The organism is Allosphingosinicella sp. (genome assembly GCF_059502505.1).
Genome location: NZ_JCACEU010000019.1, coordinates 52,917 through 69,631 on the forward strand (window position 1 = coordinate 52,917; position 16,715 = coordinate 69,631).

The window sequence follows — 16,715 nt, forward strand, 5'->3', positions numbered from 1 at the left end:
TGGTTCAGGCCGCCGGCGACGCGGTGCAGGACGGCGTCGTGAAGCCCAGGCCGCAGGTCCAGCCGATGAACCATTGGTCGGCATTGTCGCGGACCGCGCCGATATAGCCGGCCACCTGCAGGAAGCTGCTGAAGCTGGTCGGATTGGTGGCGACCACCGCGCTCTCGTTGGTGCCGTTCACGAACACGTTCTGGAGCGAGTTCGTGCCGTTCGAGACGTTGTTGTTGCCGCTGAAGATCGCAGCGATCTGGGCGGCAGTGCCGTCGGCTTCGTCGCGGAACGGATTGGCGCAGGAGAAGAAGGCCGAGCGGAAGGCGGGCGGGCCGGCTTCCTCGGCGGCGGCGCCGGAGGCCTGCAGGGTCACCGAACTATCGTCGACGTCGAGGCAGATGGGCGAGCCGGTGACGACGCTGTTCAGCACCGCGAAGTCGGTGCCGCCGCGGAACAGCAACGCATCGGCGCTGCGGCGGCTGACGAAGGTGGCGTTTGCGAACTTCGGGTAGGAGCGGGGGACATTGTTGCCGTTGCCGTTGGTGTCGGCCTCGATCACGCGGTCGCCGCCGCCGGTGCGCTGGACGACGATCACATATTGGTTGGCGCCCTTGTAGCCGAAGTCGGTGTCGAGGCTGTCGTCGTCGGCGCCGGTGATGACGATGTAGCGGCCGTTGACGGTGCCGCCGAACCACTCGATGCCGTCATCCGAGCTGTTGTGGACCTGGATCCGCTCGACGGTGGTGCCGGAGCCGACGCCGGCCAGGGTGATGCCGTTCAGCTCGTTGCCGGTCGAGACTTCAAAGCCCGGATAGCGAACCTGGAGGTAGCGCAGCCGGCCGCTATTGTCGTTGGCGGTGGCGCCGCCGTAGAGGCCGGTCGTGCCCTCGACCTGCGACTGGCAGTTGACGCTGCCGCCCGGCACGTTGGGCTGGTTGCAGCTCTGGATCGGCGCGCGGCCGAGGATGACGAGGCCGCCGAACTGGCCGATCGAGTTCTCGGTCGCGGTGCCTTCGATATTCTGGCGGCTGGTGAAGATGATCGGGCTGTTCTGCGTGCCTTCCGCGAAGATCTGCGAGCCGCGGTTAACGATCAGGAAGTCGAGGCCGCCCGAGCCGAACAGCACCGTGCCCGGATCGATGGTGAGTTGCGAGGTCTGACAGCCGGCGATCGGCGCCGCGGGATCGGCGCCGCAATCGGTGCCGACCTGGACGCGGCCGGCGAGCGAGTAGACTACGCCCGGCAGGTTCTGGATCAGGCGCTGACCTGTGATGGTGCCGGAGATCTCGCAATTGCGGCGGTTGCTGAGGATGCCCCGGTCGGTCGTGCCGGTGGGGCAGGAAGCGGCGGGTCCGCCCGGAGGCGTCGGGGTCGGTGAAGGCGAGGGGGAGGGCGAGGGCGACGGAGTCGGCCCGGGGACGAGCACGCCCTCACCCGGTGAAGCCACATCGTCCGCGCCGCAGGCCGCAAGCGGAAGCGCCGCCGTGAGGAGAAGAAGTTTGCGAAGGTTGGTCATCATCTGCCCCTTTGTTCCCGTGAACCCGAATCGCTTTTCGATTCGAAGTGTCGAGGCGGGAGCTATGGGCGTTTGATGATGCTTATATTACAACTACGGAACTAAACTGCAGCAGCTCAACTGTAATATGACTGCAATCTTTCGTTCACATGATCGACACACACCTTAACTCTACTTTGATGCCGGCGATGTTGGATTGACGGGCAGGGAGAGCTTGATCCGGTCTCCAGCGCGTTCCACTTCGAATTCCGCGACGTAGGAGCCGGCGATTTCCCGCGGAAGCTCCAGCAGCTTCTCCTCGCTCTCGAAGGCCTGGCCGTTCACCGCCAGGATCACATCGCCGGGACGGAGGCCGGCCCGGTGGAGGACGGGCAGATCGGCGCCGGCCTTGAGCTCGAACCCGGTGATGCGGCCGTTCGCCTTTTGGGGACGGAGGCCGAGCCGAAGCGCGGGCGCGTCCATGCCCGCCAAGCCTGGAGCGGGGGGCGGCGCGGGAGCGGGAGAGGGCTGACTGCTGACGGTCGATCTCGAGCCGTTCAACTCCAGCCGCGTTTCGCGCCCTGCGTCGGCAAGCACCGCGTGGGTGGCGCCGACTTCCTTGACGACGAGCCCTGGCCGATATTCGCGCCCGACTGGAACGATGCGGGGATAGCCGGAGGCCATGCCGATGATCGCCGCCATGCCTGCAGAACCTCCGCCGGAGACGCCGTAGAGTACGAGACCGTCGGTAGAGACCGGAGGAGCCGGCGCGACGGTCTCAAGCGTGGGGGAGGGTGGCGGCGCCGGCAGCGGCGGCGGCGGGAGCGGAGCGGGAAGAGCCGCGAGCCCGGCGGGATCGCGGGCAAGAAGAGCGTAGAGGACGATTGCAGCCGTGAGGCCGGCGGCGCCCACAAAGGCCGGCCGCGGTGCGGAGACGTCAGGCATCGTCGTCGAGCGCATAGCCGGCGGCGCGCACGGTGCGGATCAGGTCCGGGCCGCCGCCGGCATTGAGCGCGCTGCGCAGGCGCCGGATGTGGACGTCGACCGTGCGCTCGTCGATTTCGCGGTCGTTCGGCCAGATCGCCTCGACCAGCCGGGCACGGGAGAAGACGCGGCCCGGATCGCCGATCAGGTGGCGCAGCAGCCGGAATTCGGTCGGCGCCAGCGGGATCATGCGTCCCGCCCGCCGCACCTTGTGCTCGGCGAGGTTCATCGTGAGATCGCTGAAGGCCAGCTGCTCGCCCGCGAGCGCCGGGCGGACGCGCCTCAGCACGGCGCCGACGCGGGCAACCAGCTCGCCCGGCGAGAAAGGCTTGGTGACATAATCGTCGGCGCCGGCCTCGAGGCCGCGGATCCGGTCCGCCTCCTCCCCGCGCGCGGTGACCATGATGATCGGCAGGGCGGCGGTGGCGGGGCAGCGGCGCAGGCGCCGGCAGACCTCGAGCCCCGACGGACCTTCGATCATCCAGTCGAGCAGGACGATGTCGGGCGGCGACTTCTTGGCGAGCAGCAGCGCCTCATCGCCGTCGGGCGTGTGGACGACCTCGAACGCTTCCCGCTCGAAATGCCATTGGAGCAGCTTCACGAGATGCGGATCGTCTTCGACCAGCAGCAGCCGTGCGCTCATCGTCTCTCCATCCGCGCCAGACGGCGCCCCGAACGGTTCCGCATCCAGCCGCTCGCCGGATGACCTGTTGCGGCCGTTTCTGGGCGCGCTCCGTGACAGGGGGGTGACAGACGTGTGACGGTTGCGGCATCGCCGCCTGTGCGGGATCGTCCAGCTTGGGTGCGATGCCGTCCGCAGGCTTGGCAGCAGCTTGATATGCGCGTGGCGGCGGAGTCATGACGCACCCGCAAGGAGCCCACTCCGCCCCACCTCGCGCTGGAGCCGATCTGGAAACATGCGGCCTGAGCATCGACATAGAGGCGGCGTCGCGGGCGCCCCCTCGCTATTGTGGAAGAGAAGATGAAGTTTCGCGGCATCACCGAGGAGAGCCTGAAGGCGCTGGTCGATACCTTCTATGCGAAGGTGCGGCAGGACACGCTGATCGGGCCGGTGTTCAACGACGCCATCCATGACTGGCCGGAGCATCTCGACAAGCTCCAGTCCTTCTGGTCCTCGGTCATGCTGACCAGCGGCCGCTATAAGGGCCGGCCGCTGCCGGCGCATGTGAAGCATGGCGACCGGATCTCCTCGGCATCGTTCGAACGTTGGCTTGCTCTTTGGCGCGAGACGACGGAGGAGATGCTTGACCCCGCCAGCGCAGCGGCGCTGCAGGAAAAGGCCGGCCGGATCGCGGAGAGCCTTTCGATGGGTATATCCTTCAGCCGCGATCCTGACAGCCTGCTGAAGCCGCGAGCGGCCTAGCTGTTTACCCCGGCGGCGACTTGCGTTATGGGCCGCCGCTTCCAAGCTACAGCGCGGAACATTTGCGGGAGGATGCCCTGTGCGTCCGCTTGGACCGCTAGACTTGAAAGAGAGTGAACAATGGCAAAGAAGGTAACGGGCTACATCAAGCTCCAGGTGCCCGCGGGCGCCGCCAATCCGTCGCCGCCGATCGGCCCGGCTCTGGGTCAGCGCGGCGTCAACATCATGGAATTCTGCAAGGCGTTCAACGCCTCCACGCAGGAAGTCGAGAAGGGCATGCCGATCCCGACGGTGATCACCGTCTATGCGGACCGCAGCTTCTCGTTCGAGACCAAGACGCCGCCGGCGAGCTTCCTGATCAAGAAGGCGGCCAAGCTGAAGTCGGGCTCCAAGGAGCCGGGCAAGGTGTCGGCGGGCCGCATCACGCGCTCGGCGCTTCGCGAGATCGCCGAGACGAAGATGAAGGACCTGAACGCCAACGATCTCGACGCGGCGACCAAGATCATCGAGGGCTCGGCCGTCTCGATGGGCCTTGAAGTGGTGGAGGGCTGATCATGGCGAAGCTGACCAAGAAGCAGAAGGCGCAGGTCGGAACTGTCGACCGCGAGAAGCTCTACGGCGTCGATGAAGCCATCGCGCTCGCCAAGAGCAATGCGACCGCCAAGTTCGACGAGACTATCGAAGTCGCGCTGAACCTGGGCGTCGATCCGCGCCATGCTGACCAGATGGTGCGCGGGGTCGTGACTTTGCCCGCCGGGACCGGCAAGGACGTCCGCGTTGCCGTGTTCGCGCGCGGCAACAAGGCCGAGGAAGCGACCGCGGCGGGTGCCGACGTGGTTGGCGCCGAGGACCTGATGGAGACCATCCAGGGCGGCACGATCGACTTCGACCGCGTCATCGCGACCCCGGACATGATGGGCATCGTCGGCCGGCTGGGTAAGGTGCTGGGTCCAAAGGGCCTGATGCCGAACCCGAAGCTCGGCACTGTGACGCCGAACGTCACTGAGGCGGTGAAGGCCGCCAAGGGCGGCCAGGTCGAGTTCCGCGTCGAGAAGGCCGGCATCATCCACTCGGGCATCGGCAAGGCGAGCTTCTCGAACGAGGACCTCCGCCGCAACTTCGACGCGTTCGTGGACGCGATCGTCAAGGCCAAGCCGACCGGCGCCAAGGGCAAATACGTCAAGAAGGTCGCGCTCAGCTCCTCGATGGGGCCGGGCGTGAAGATCGACGCGGCGGAAGTCGCGACGGCCTGACACCTTAGCTAAGGTTCGAAGGATCAAAGGGGAGCGGCTCAAATCCGCTTCCCTTTTCTTTTCGTGGCCCTGCGGATCCTCATGACAGCGAGCGCAGCTAGGCGCTCCAGGGACGGCTGCGTGTAAGTTGTCCGTCTGTCGTCCCATAATCAGCAATGGCCTTGTCTTTACGCCGATCTTTCATGTGGTTAGAGCATGCTCCTCAGCATTTTAGACAGCTGATCTGGCCTAGGGGGAAGCGTAGTGGCAGTGAATGTTATCAATCCGCCTGATGGGTACACCGGCGGGACCTCCCAAGACGACACATTCACTGTTACCGACCGTGGCGGCTATATGCGCGTTTTAGACGGGCTTGCTGGGTATGATAGTTTGTACATTTCTAGAAGCTTCGAAGTTGGCACTGCGGTGCGAGTTGCCGATACTTTCGGCAACGGTAGTTTCGATGGAAGGGTTTCACATAGTTCAGGCTATGAGTCCTTCGTCGATTTCTTCAACATGGAGAATGTTCGGATCGTAGGTTCTTCGGGCAATGATTCTTACTCTCTTGAGGTGCGGCCATCCTCGGCGGCCTTGAACGTGCAATTCGATGCGGGAGAAGGCGCCGACTCACTGTTGTTCGACTTCAGAACTTTCACTCAATCGGTGAGCTTCGCCGCCAATCTGGAGGTGATCAGCAGCAGCTATGGTCAGTTCGCCGGCTTCGAGATTTTCACCATTCATGGCGGCGCTGGCGATGACGTTATCCGAACGCGCGATGGAAATGATACGCTGTGGGGCGGGCTCGGCACCAACATCCTGGACGGCGGCAACGGAGATGACGGCTTCTATTCGACGTCTTTGACGGATTGGTCCGACGGTGGCGCAGGACACGATTTCTGGCAAGCCAATTGGAGCACTGCGAGCGCAGCCTTGAGCATAGAGATCGGCAGCGATGTCGAGCTGTTCGGCACGGTGGTCGCCACAAACATGGAGGCCATTCAGGTCGGCGCCGGCAAAGGCAACGACGTCATCAACATCACAAAGACTGGTTCGGTGTATGTGTATGGCGGCGCGGGGAACGATATTCTGATCTCGGACATCTCCGCCGATCAAGTTGAAAACTTCCTCGTAAATGCTACCACATTGGGAACGCTGTTAGGCAACGCGAACGGCGTGGGCTTCCAAGATATCGAATCCGTTGTTTTCACCGGTGGCAACCGTGACGACACGTTTCGAGTTCTCGGTATTTTCTCCTCCAATCAGATCAACTTCGACGGTGGAGCCGGGATGGACAGTCTCGTGGCTCAGTTCGAGTCGCTGGCTGAGTCAACGACCTTCGTTGTCAATTCGGACGGAACCATCACAAGCAATCGCGGCCAGTTTTCCGGCTTCGAGACATTCACCGTCACCGGCGGCGATGGGAATGACACGCTGATCGGCGGCGAGGGCAATGACTCGCTCAGCGGGCGCGGGGGCGACGACACGGTGGATGGTAAGGGCGGCGACGATTTTCTGATCGTTTCTGGAACTGGTATTGATATCGTCGATGGCGGCACAGGTATCGATACGCTGTTCATCGATTATCAGAATGCGACTGCAGCGATCTTCACAGCCGGTCCGGGGAACACGTCACGTCCGCAGGCGGACGCCAGCGGTTTCAGCGGCAGTTTCACGGATTCGCTGGCTAGCCCCTCAAGCTCCGCGACCTTTCAAAATATCGACCGCTTCAGCATCATAACGGGAAGCGGGGCTGACACCATCGTCACCGCCGCGGGAAACGATCAGGTTGCCAGCGGTTCAGGCGACGATTTCGTGGATGTCGGCGCGGGTGACGACATTGCACATGGCGGTATCGGCTTCGACGTGATTTCGGCCGATCTGTCGCAGGCGACGACGGATATCATTTTCGATGTCCGCTATGACATCTATTTTGCCGAGGTTGGCAGTTTCACGAATTTCGAAGCGTTTGGAACGCTGAAGACCGGCTCGGGCAACGATTGGATCGTCACTAGCGTTGACCGTTCGCTTGGCGGCGGTGCGTTTACGAGCACCTCGGAAACAGTCGATGTGGGTGGGGGCGACGACACCGTCACTCACTATAGCGGCGCGGACGGTGTGACTGGCGGATCCGGCTTCGATACGCTGATCGTAGACTATAGCGGGAAGACCGGTTTCGTGTCCTGGGAAGCGACTGACGTGACCCCCGGCGACCTCGCCTCGGGTTACAAAGGTATCTTCAGGAATGACTCGAGCGGCAGCCGCGTGACGTACACCGGTATCGAGGCGTTCGTCATCACCGTCGGCAACGGCGCCAGCGCCACGATTCGCACCGGTCGGGCAAACGACATCATCACCACGGGCGACGGCTTTGATGTCATCACTCCGGGCGGCGGCAACGATGTCGTCAACGCCGGCGCCGGCGGCGACCGCATCGACTATTCCCAGAACCTGATCGGTGCGGAAACAGGGACCGTTGGAGTGGTCCTGAACCTATCAGGGGCCGACTTTGTGGTCCCTGCCGGTCATCCCAATGCAGGTGCCACCGTCGCGGCCGGTGAAGCGATCGACAATTTCGGTGATCGCGACACGTTAATCGGCATCGAACATGCCGACACCAGTGCGCAAAACGACATTCTAATCGGCGGCAGCGCTCAGAATTTCTTCAATGCCGGGGCCGGCGACGATCGCCTCATCGGCGGTGGCGGCGTGGACAGCCTGAACGGCGGCGACGGGATCGACACGGCCGATTATTCCACCGAAACGGGGACGTTCGGTATCATAGTCAACATGTCGGGCTTCTTCCTCAACCCGCCCGGCCGCAATCTCTTCAGCAGTCTCGGCCCGGGCGAAGCGCTCGACAGCTATAACAATCGGGAAACGCTCCTCGGGATCGAGAACGTGGTCACCGGCAGTCTCGACGACTGGGTTTTCGGCAGCACTGACCGCAACGTCATCCATACGAAGGAAGGCAACGACCGCATCAACGGCAACGGCGGCAATGACGAGCTGAACGGCGGCGCCGGAGATGACGACATAACCGGCGACGCCGGCGACGACCTGCTGATTGGCGAGGCGGGCAATGACATTCTAAACGGCGGCGCCGGCATCGACACCATGAGCGGCGGCACCGGCGACGACATCTATTTCGTCGACAACGTCGCTGACGCAGTGACGGAAGACGCGGGCGAAGGCACCGCGGACGACATTCGAACCACGCTCACAAGCTACAGCATCGCGGCCCTTCCGAACATCGAGCGGCTGGCCGGCCTCGGCAACGTCAATCAGACGCTGACGGGCAACGACGCCGACAATTTGATCAGCGGCGGCCTGGGCGCCGACACGATGATCGGCGGCACCGGCAACGACATCTACATCGTGGACGATGCCGGTGACGTTGTGACGGAGCAGGCGGGTGAGGGCGATGCGGACGAGGTTCGGACGTCGGTGGCCAGCTATCAGCTGCCTGATTATGTCGAGAAGCTGACCTATACGGGCTCGGCGGGGGCTTCGCTTCGAGGCAACAGCGCCGACAACATGCTGGTAGGCGGGACGGGGGTCGACGCCTTCTACTTCCAGGACGGCGGTGACGATGCGGTCTGGGCCGGCGCGGGCGACGACGGCATCTACTTTGGAGCCGCCTATACGGCTGCCGATCGGGTGGACGGCGGCTCCGGCAGCGATGTCGTCGTTCTGCAGGGCAATTATACGGTCACGATGGGCGCGGACAGCCTTGTCGATGTGGAATATCTCTCCGTCCAATCCGGGGCTTCGACGCGGTTCGGCGATCTTGCCGGCAACACGTACAATTATGACGTGACGCTGCTCGACGCGAACGTGAAGGCGGGACAGAGGTTCGCCGTCAACGGTTCGTCCCTGGGCGCCGGCGAGACCTTCACCTTCAACGGCTCTGCCGAGACCGATGGCTATTTCCTGATCTATGGCGGCTATGGAACGGATCTGCTGACCGCGGGCGCCGGCAATGACGGTTTCCATTTCGAAGGAACCCGCTGGGGCGCGAACGACGTGGTGGACGGCGGCTCTGGAAGCGACGTTCTCATCATCCGCGGCGTTGCCGGCATGAATACAGTCGTCCTCGGCGACGCCCAGCTGAGGAACATGGAGGCGATCTCCGTCAGCGACCGATATGCGCTGAGCTCCGGCGGGCTCCCCTCCTATGATCTTACGCTCGCCAACGGCAATGTGGCGCCCGGCGGAACGCTTATCGTCAACGGCAATTCCCTGCTCAACGCCGGGCAGGTGTTCAAGGTGGATGGCAGCGCGGTCCAGAACGGCAGCCTCAGGCTCTATTCGGGTGCCGGCGACGACACTCTGATCGGCGGGGCAGGAGACGACATATTGTGGGGTGCCGGCGGGACCGATAGTCTCTCGGGCGGCAGCGGCAGCGACACGTTCCAGGTTCGCCGGCTGTCCGATTCCGCTGTCGACAATGCGGATAGCGTTCTGGATTTCACCTCGGGCATCGACAAGATCGATCTTCGCCTTCTCGATGCGAATGCCGGCGTGGCGGGTGACCAGTCGTTCACCTTTATCGGGAGCAACGCCTTCGGCGGCGGCGCCGGTGAGCTTCGCGCCTATGATACGGGGTCGGGCTATTGGCGCCTCGAAGGCGATGTCGACGGCGACGGAATGGCGGATTTCGCCCTCAACGTCACCTTGGCGAGCCAAGTTCCCCTCGCGAGCTCTGACTTTATCGCCTAGAGCCCATACGAGCATATCTTTGGAAAGGAAGACCATGACGGAAGCAAACACCACTGATCGGCTGCCTTCGCAGAGCCCGGCGCCCTGGGCGAAGCCCGTGCTGAAGCGACTGAACGCAGGGTCGGCAGAGAACGATACCAACGCTAACGCTGACTTCTCAGACATGAGCTAATCGGCGTTCACGCAGCGGCAGCGCTTTGGGACGGAACGGATGCGTATCGAGTCGGTTGAGGCTTTTGGAAATAGGAGACGCATCATGGGCCGCAACGTCACGATCAGCATCGGCGCTCTCATTCTTCTCGTCATCGTCGTCGCGATCATCTTCTAGGGCGTCGCGCCCGCGCGGGCGCCTGGGAGAAGATCGTCGTGGAAACGCAGGAGCTCCATCGCGGGCGGCTGATCGATCACATCCAGCTGGTGGTCGCCGACCTCGCTGCCAGCCGCCGCTTCTATGAGGCGGTGCTGGCGGTTCTCGAAATGCCGATCGGCGGCGCGGCCGAGGATTATTTCTGGGTGGACGAGCTGTTCGTCTCGTCTGCCGACAGCGCGGCGGCGCAGGGGCGGCTGACCGGGCGCCACCATCTCGCATTCCAGGCGAAGGACCGGGCGGCGGTCGATGCGTTCCACCGGGCTGGGCTCGCCAATGGCGGCACCGACAATGGCGGCCCCGGCGAGCGGCCCTATCATCCCGGCTATTACGCCGCTTTCCTGCTCGATCCCGACGGCAACAATATTGAGGCCGTCCATCATGGCGAAGCGGATCGAAGCGCGCCTTCGGTGAAGATCACCTTCTAGCCACGCTTCGGAGCGTCCGTCACTTCCACGGCATAGGCGGGAGTTCATTCCGCGCGCGCCTTCGTCGCGCGGGACACGGCGTTTGTCGGACCAGGCCCGCCTCCGTCGACTCGCGCCCCGCATCCATCGAACGTGCGCTGAGCGGCGCAGGCGGCCGCATTAGGGGGACGGCAGCGGCTCGATCGGCGAGTCGGGGAAAATGCGAAAGGGATGAAAGATGAACGCGGAAATGTTCCGTACCGTCTCGACCTGCGTCGCGGCTCTGTTCGTGAGCACGATGCTGGTGACTGCGGCGACGTCGATGCCGATCATGTTCTGATCGGCATCGCCACCCCTTGTTGAGTAAAGATGATGAGTGAAGCGTCCATTTTCGGCGAAGGCGTCCCAGGCGCTGCCGCCAATCCACCGCATACCGCCGAACACGGCCCCTGCTGCTGCCCCGCCCACGGCCTGTTCGGGGCGAAGGCCGGCGCGCAATGCAGCTCCGGCTGGTCGGCCTTGTACGGCCGGGTTCAGTCGAACTCGAGCGCGTCCTTTACCGCCCGCACGTAGCTCGGGCCAACTTGGACGTTCGCGCCGTCGGCGAGCACCAGCACCAGCGAGCGGTTCTCCCGCTTCACCTCCGACACCTTGTCCGGCCTGACGAAGGCGGAGCGGTGCACGCGCAGCAGCGGCGAGCCCGCCAGCTTCTCCTCCAGCGACGCCATGGTGATGCGGAGCAGGTGGCTGCGCACATTGGTGTGGAGTAGCACATAGTCGCGCGCCGCCTCGATCCAGTCGATGCTGTCGATCGGCACCCAGCGGCGGCCGTTCCGCTCCGGCACCCAGAAACCCTCATTCTGCGAGCTCTGCGGCTTCAGCGAGGCGAGCCGCTCCTCGAGCTGGTCGGCGCGTTCGGCCGCCTCGCGCAGCGAGCGGCGGCGCCGGGCGCGGTCGACGGCGTGGCGGAGGCGCTCAAAGCGGACCGGCTTCAGCAGATAATCGGCAGCGTCGACCTCGAACGCGTCGGGGGCATAATGTTCGTGAGCGGTGACGAACACGATCTCGGGCCGCGGCTCGATGTCGATGTCGGCGGCGGCGCGGAGGCCGTTCTTGCCCGGCATCTGGATGTCGAAGAAGACGAGGTCGGGCTTCAGCCGCTGGATTTCGGCCAGAGCCTCGTCGCCGTCGCGGGCCTGGCCGACCACCTCGGCGCCGTCGATGTCCGCGAAGAAGGTGCGCAGGCGATCGAGCGCCAGCGCTTCATCGTCGACCAGCAATACGCGCATCTCACCCAATCCCCATTCAGGCGCCGGACAACGGCACCCGACATAGGCGCGAAGCGAGAGCATTCGTCAACATCCGCGTCAACCGCGCTGCACCTCGGGGATGCAGATCCGGGCGCGGTAGCGGTTCGGCAATTGCTCGATATCCAGGCTGGCGCGCTTGCCGTAGACCGCCTGGAGACGCCGCCGGATGTTCTTCAGGCCGACGCCGGCGCCGAAGCTCGGCTCGTCCAGCAGGGGCGAGGTTCCGTTCTCGACCTCGATGCACAGATCCTTGCCGGTAACCTCGGCGCCGATGCGGATGCGGACCGGATCGCGCGAGGGGGCGACACCGTGCTTGATCGCATTCTCGACCAGGGGCTGGACGATGAAGCTCGGGACGAGGGCGGCGCCGGCGTCGGATTCGCAGTCGATCTCGACGTCGAGACGCTCGCCGAAGCGGACGCCCTCGATGTCGAGATATTCCTCGATCAGCGACAATTCCTCCTCGAGCGGAACCAGGCGGGCAGGGTCCGCCGAAAGCGAGTTGCGCAGGAAGCTGGACAGCTTCTCGGTCATCTTCTCCGCATCCTCGTTGCGATGGGTGACGATGAGCGCGGAGATCGAGTTCAGCGAGTTGAACAGGAAGTGCGGGTTGAGCTGGTAGCGGAGCGCCGTCAGCTGCGCCTGCTGGGCGGCGGCGCGGGCGTCGCTCAGCTGCCGGTCCTGGATGAATTCGCGGCGGCGGGCGGAGGTGAGCTGGAACAGCGCGACGTTGACCATGTAGACGAGCAGGTAGCGGAAGTATTTCTCGTAGGCCTGGTTGAGGTAGCGCTCGAGATTGTACCAGCTCTCCTGGATGTTCGCGGCCACCCAGCCGGCGAAGACCAGGTCGAACATGGTCTGGACGAAGGCGGTCGCGATGGTGGCGGCGAGCAAGGCCGCGAACCGCCTGCCGATGGTCAGGGTAATCGTCGCGTTGAACACCGCGAACAGCAGCATCCCGAACAGGATCGAGACGACGATCGTCGAGCTGTCGAGAAAGATGCTGCCGATGTCGCTGCCGTGGCGCTGGATGATGCGCGGCATGAAGATGAGCAGCATGAACAGCCACAGCGCCGAGGTCAGCAGCAGCGCTTCCGTCCAGCGTACGTGGGAGCGATTGGAAGGCATGAAGGCGGAGATGCCTCGATCGAAAACGGACCAGGTCCGCCCATAACGCGACAGGCCGTCGCTCGCCATCAACATTCGCGCCCCTCCAGAGGGAGAGGCTGCCCACCGGGTCGCGCGTATTGCCAGTGCGGCGGGACGATCATGTCGATTCCTGCGACGAAACTGCATGCGCGCGCTGGTCGAGGGCTTCGCTGCCTTGATCGCAGCAGTGGTGCGGGCCGCAGCGGCCTGTGGTGAAGCATCATCAAGCACACCGGCAGATGGAGGTCGTCATGGAAGCAGTTCAGAGGATCGATACCTTCCTCAAGAAGGCGAAGACGAGCTGGATGACGCCGTTCATGAGCGGCGCCTTCGCGGGCCTGTTCCTGTTCTGGGTCTGACGCCGAGCACAAGGGGATTGATCATGGCCCGGATTGCACTGCCTTTCGCCTTGCTGCTCGCCGCCTGCGGCCAGCAGCTGCCGCCGGCCGCGAGCGCCGACGACATCCAGCGCGCGGTCGATCGTGCCGAGCTGGCCGCGGCGGCCGCGGTCGCCAAGAGCGGGACGACGCAAGGAAGCTGACCCGATCGGCGGCAGGCAATGGGAGCGTCCTCGGGGGGACGTGCCTGCTTCAAAGGCGGTGGAGCGCATGGTAACGTGCGTCCACCGCCACAGGCCTCAGGGGGAAAGCTCATGGACGATCGCTTTGCCGCATCCAGCAACAGCCGCCGCCGGGCGCTGCGAGCCGCACCGGCGGCCTTCCTGATCCTGGCAGCCTGCTCGCGGGCGTCGCTGCTGGGCGGGCCGGGGCCGGAGGTCGAGCACCACGCCGCGCCGGCCGAGATCGAGCGGCTCGCTCTCGCCGAGCCGGTCAAGTCGTTCGACAGCAAGGAAGCCTGCAAGGCGCGCCTCGAAGCGCTGGCGCACGAGCATGGCGCCGAGGTGATCAAGATATCCGAGAAGGAATATCGCACCTATGCCAGCACGCCGTGGGGCGAGGGTGAGACGCACCATGAATATAGCTGCGCCGGCAAGGACCTGACCGAGCGGTCATGGGGCGCCAAGGCGGACGGCGCGGATGCGCACCACGCCGAAGAGGCGCATTGAGGCTTTCTCCCTCTCCCCGGCGGGGAGAGGGCCTAGTCGATCTTGAGGCGGACGAAGGCCATCGCGCCGGCCGGGTCGCCGCGGTAGCTCGGCTCCAGCGCGCCGGGGACGAAGTTGAAGGCATAGAGGCCGCCGAGGCCTAGCTTCACATTCTCCGCCACCTCGAAATCGTGGACCGCGCCGAGCGAGACCTTGCCGACGCGGTAGGTCGGGCCGTGATGGTTGCCGACCCGCACCAGCTCGTTGGTCTCGATCATCTCGGCGCGGCCGAAGATTGTCCACGCGTCGCGGCGAACGGCGCTTTCCAGCATCCAGGCGTCGAGATCCTCATGATCGGACGAGCGCCGCGCAAAGGCGGCGGTGGTCGACCACCAGCCACGGGGGAGGGGGAGGGTGTGGATCGCGCTTGCCGACCAGCGTTCCTCATCCTCGTCCGGCTCCAGCTGCTCGGGAGTCTTGAGGTCGGCCCAGCTCGCTTGGAGCGAGAGGGTACGCAGCGGATTCCATGAGAGGCGGACGGAGGTGGAGTCCAGCGGCCCGGTCTCGATGTTCCAGCGCTTCTCGTCTGGCTCGCGACCGTTGAAGCGGGAGGCTTCGAGCTTGAAGCGGTCGAGGACGACTCCGGCGGTCAGCACGCCGAAGGTGATGTGGGTGGAATCGAGCCAGTGATGGGTGATCGGCGCCTCCGGCGAGTCCATGATCGAGAGGCGGTGCATGAAGGCGGGCGGGCCGAAGGCGGGCTCGCCGGGTAGGCCGCCATAGAGGAACAGGCTCGATCGGTCCGACAGGCGGACGCTGTAGCTGGCGGACAGCTCCATGAAGAAGTCGTGCGGGTGCTGGCGGTCGATCAGCGGCGTAACGCCGTCTGCGGTTTCGCCGGCGGCGAGCAGGAGGGGATAGCCGCGCCGGCCCATCAGCGGGTCGGGGCTGAGCATGGCGCGGAGCTGAAGCGCGTTGCCGTCGGCGAAGTTGCGGCGGGCGCTGCCCATCAGCATGCCGGAGAGAAAGACCTTCTCGTCGCCGCGCGGCGCTTCCTGCCAGCTGTAGACGCCGTTGAGGAGGGCATGGCCCATCAGGCTCCAGTCGCCGCTCGTGGCGTGGATGCCGCCATGTTCGGAGACGTCCGGCTGCCAGGCGGTGCCCGAGGCCTCGCGGCTCATCGGATAGGGGCCGAGGGCGCCGCGCATCTCGTGATGACCACCGGATTGGTGGGCCGCATGGTCCTGCGCGGCCTGATGCGCCGAGTGATCCTGCCCAGGCTCGGCATGATGCGCCGAGTGATCCTGTTGGGCCTCGGTCTGGTGGCTGGAATGATCCTGCTCGGGCGCAGGTGCCTCGGCCGGAGCGGCGTGGCCATGATCCTGATGCTGGGCGTGCGCCGGAGAGGCGGCGATAAATAGAGCGCCGCCGGCGAGGAGAAGGGCCTTCACTTGTTGGTCCTCTCGAGGAGCTGGATCAGCTCGTTGACCTTCTGGCGCTGCTCGCCCGGATCGCCACTGACGATGGCAGCTTCCACGCAATGGCCGAGATGGTCCTTCAGCATCTCCGATTCCACGCGGCTGAGGGCGGCGCGGACTGCCTGGAGCTGCGTCATCACATCGATGCAGTAGCGGTCCTCCTCGACCATGCGGGCGACGCCGCGCACCTGGCCTTCGATGCGGCTGAGGCGGTTGAGCAACTTGTCCTTGTTCTCGCGTTTCACGTCCTGGCTCCGGGTGGTGCGGGTTGAACTATACCCCCGCAGGGTATATGTCAACATACCCACATGGGGTATACCACACAGAGGCAGTTATGGCAGACGCGACCACTTTCCCAACGACCGAGAAGGCGATCCTCTACCGGATGGTGATGCCGGGTCATGTCTGTCCGTACGGGCTGAAGGCGCTCGATCTGTTGCGCCGGCGGGGCTTCGAGGTCGACGATCGCTGGCTGACGACGCGCGAGGAGACCGACGCTTTCAAGGCGGAGCATGGCGTGAAGACGACGCCGCAGACGTTCATCGGCGCGGCGCGGGTCGGCGGCTATGACGATCTCAGGCGTCATTTCGGCAAGCGCGTCCGCGATCCCGCGGGGGTGACCTATCGGCCGGTGGTGGCGGTGTTCGCGGTGGCCGCGCTGATGGCGCTGGGGGCGAGCTGGGCAGCGCTCGGCGCGCTGTTCACGGTCGAGGCCGGTGAATGGTTCGTGGCCTTCAGCATGTGCATCCTGGCGCTGCTGAAGCTGCAGGACATCGAGAGCTTCTCCAGCATGTTCCTGAACTACGACCTCCTGGCGCGGCGGTGGGTTCCTTATTCCTATGTCTATCCGTTCGCCGAGCTGCTGGCCGGCGTGCTGATGGTCGCAGGCGCCCTGATGTGGCTGTCGGTGCCGGTCGCCCTCTTCATCGGCACGATCGGAGCGGTGTCGGTGTTCAAGGCGGTCTATGTCGATAAGCGCACCCTCAAATGCGCCTGCGTCGGCGGCGGCAGCAACGTGCCTTTGGGCTTCGTCTCTCTGACGGAAAATCTGTTCATGATCGCAATGGCTTTGTGGATGCTGGTGCGGCACCAAGCTTTGGGTTGAGATTGCCGGCGGATTGCTTTAGGGGCCGCCCATCCCGCGGGAGCCTCTG

General features: G+C 64.6%; 16 protein-coding genes. 8 read left to right on the forward strand and 8 right to left on the reverse strand.

Annotation, left to right across the window (positions count from 1 at the left end; genetic code table 11):
• Positions 1-4 precede the first annotated feature (4 nt).
• The 3 genes from AC5JBD_RS12670 to phoB form a co-directional block, all read right to left on the reverse strand.
• On the reverse strand, positions 5-1,507 hold the full coding sequence (locus AC5JBD_RS12670) for a beta-helix domain-containing protein (RefSeq protein ID WP_495722176.1): 1,503 nt from the start codon (positions 1,505-1,507) through the stop codon (positions 5-7).
• Positions 1,508-1,678: 171 nt separating this feature from the next.
• On the reverse strand, positions 1,679-2,431 hold the full coding sequence (locus tag AC5JBD_RS12675) for a PDZ domain-containing protein (protein ID WP_495722177.1): 753 nt from the start codon (positions 2,429-2,431) through the stop codon (positions 1,679-1,681).
• On the reverse strand, positions 2,424-3,113 hold the full coding sequence (gene phoB, locus AC5JBD_RS12680; RefSeq protein WP_495722178.1) for a phosphate regulon transcriptional regulator PhoB: 690 nt from the start codon (positions 3,111-3,113) through the stop codon (positions 2,424-2,426). The genes AC5JBD_RS12675 and phoB overlap by 8 nt, the downstream gene beginning before the upstream one ends.
• 339 nt (positions 3,114-3,452) lie before the next feature.
• Here phoB and AC5JBD_RS12685 point away from each other — a divergent pair, with 339 nt between their 5' ends.
• From AC5JBD_RS12685 to AC5JBD_RS12705, 5 genes are all read left to right on the forward strand, one after another.
• Positions 3,453-3,854 (forward strand): group III truncated hemoglobin, encoded by a 402-nt coding sequence (locus AC5JBD_RS12685; protein ID WP_495722179.1) that lies wholly within the window; start codon positions 3,453-3,455, stop codon positions 3,852-3,854.
• A gap of 120 nt (positions 3,855-3,974) precedes the next feature.
• Positions 3,975-4,406: a 50S ribosomal protein L11 gene (rplK, locus tag AC5JBD_RS12690; protein ID WP_495722180.1), complete on the forward strand. Its 432-nt coding sequence runs from the start codon at positions 3,975-3,977 to the stop codon at positions 4,404-4,406.
• Positions 4,407-4,408: 2 nt separating this feature from the next.
• The gene (gene rplA / locus AC5JBD_RS12695) at positions 4,409-5,107 is read left to right on the forward strand and encodes a 50S ribosomal protein L1 (RefSeq protein WP_495722181.1); all 699 of its coding nucleotides are present in this window, start codon (positions 4,409-4,411) and stop codon (positions 5,105-5,107) included.
• Between the two features lie 243 nt (positions 5,108-5,350).
• Entirely contained in the window at positions 5,351-9,805 is a 4,455-nt protein-coding gene (locus tag AC5JBD_RS12700; RefSeq protein ID WP_495722182.1) for a beta strand repeat-containing protein, read from the forward strand.
• 366 nt (positions 9,806-10,171) lie between these two features.
• Positions 10,172-10,600 carry a VOC family protein gene (locus tag AC5JBD_RS12705; RefSeq protein WP_495722183.1) on the forward strand — a complete coding sequence of 143 codons (429 nt, stop codon included), beginning with the start codon at positions 10,172-10,174 and terminating at the stop codon, positions 10,598-10,600.
• Between the two features lie 159 nt (positions 10,601-10,759).
• Here AC5JBD_RS12705 and AC5JBD_RS12710 read toward each other — a convergent pair whose 3' ends face one another.
• The 3 genes from AC5JBD_RS12710 to AC5JBD_RS12720 form a co-directional block, all read right to left on the reverse strand.
• Positions 10,760-11,077 carry a hypothetical protein gene (locus tag AC5JBD_RS12710; protein WP_495722184.1) on the reverse strand — a complete coding sequence of 106 codons (318 nt, stop codon included), beginning with the start codon at positions 11,075-11,077 and terminating at the stop codon, positions 10,760-10,762.
• 35 nt (positions 11,078-11,112) lie between these two features.
• A complete protein-coding gene (locus AC5JBD_RS12715; protein WP_495722185.1) occupies positions 11,113-11,868 on the reverse strand; it encodes a LytR/AlgR family response regulator transcription factor in 756 nt (251 codons plus the stop codon).
• Between the two features lie 78 nt (positions 11,869-11,946).
• The gene (locus AC5JBD_RS12720) at positions 11,947-13,092 is read right to left on the reverse strand and encodes a sensor histidine kinase (RefSeq protein ID WP_495722186.1); all 1,146 of its coding nucleotides are present in this window, start codon (positions 13,090-13,092) and stop codon (positions 11,947-11,949) included.
• Positions 13,093-13,420: 328 nt separating this feature from the next.
• On the opposite strand from AC5JBD_RS12720, the gene AC5JBD_RS12725 reads away from it, so the two are divergent.
• Both AC5JBD_RS12725 and AC5JBD_RS12730 read left to right on the forward strand, forming a co-directional pair.
• On the forward strand, positions 13,421-13,579 hold the full coding sequence (locus tag AC5JBD_RS12725; RefSeq protein ID WP_495722187.1) for a hypothetical protein: 159 nt from the start codon (positions 13,421-13,423) through the stop codon (positions 13,577-13,579).
• Between the two features lie 111 nt (positions 13,580-13,690).
• Positions 13,691-14,104, forward strand: a complete 414-nt coding sequence (locus AC5JBD_RS12730; protein ID WP_495722188.1) for a hypothetical protein — start codon at positions 13,691-13,693, stop codon at positions 14,102-14,104.
• A gap of 32 nt (positions 14,105-14,136) precedes the next feature.
• Here AC5JBD_RS12730 and AC5JBD_RS12735 read toward each other — a convergent pair whose 3' ends face one another.
• Together AC5JBD_RS12735 and AC5JBD_RS12740 are read right to left on the reverse strand one after the other, a co-directional pair.
• Positions 14,137-15,534, reverse strand: a complete 1,398-nt coding sequence (locus AC5JBD_RS12735; protein ID WP_495722189.1) for a hypothetical protein — start codon at positions 15,532-15,534, stop codon at positions 14,137-14,139.
• A complete protein-coding gene (locus AC5JBD_RS12740) occupies positions 15,531-15,806 on the reverse strand; it encodes a metal-sensitive transcriptional regulator (RefSeq protein ID WP_495722190.1) in 276 nt (91 codons plus the stop codon). The genes AC5JBD_RS12735 and AC5JBD_RS12740 overlap by 4 nt, the downstream gene beginning before the upstream one ends.
• Before the next feature lie 89 nt (positions 15,807-15,895).
• On the opposite strand from AC5JBD_RS12740, the gene AC5JBD_RS12745 reads away from it, so the two are divergent.
• On the forward strand, positions 15,896-16,666 hold the full coding sequence (locus tag AC5JBD_RS12745; RefSeq protein ID WP_495722191.1) for a glutaredoxin family protein: 771 nt from the start codon (positions 15,896-15,898) through the stop codon (positions 16,664-16,666).
• The last annotated feature ends 49 nt before the right edge of the window (positions 16,667-16,715 follow it).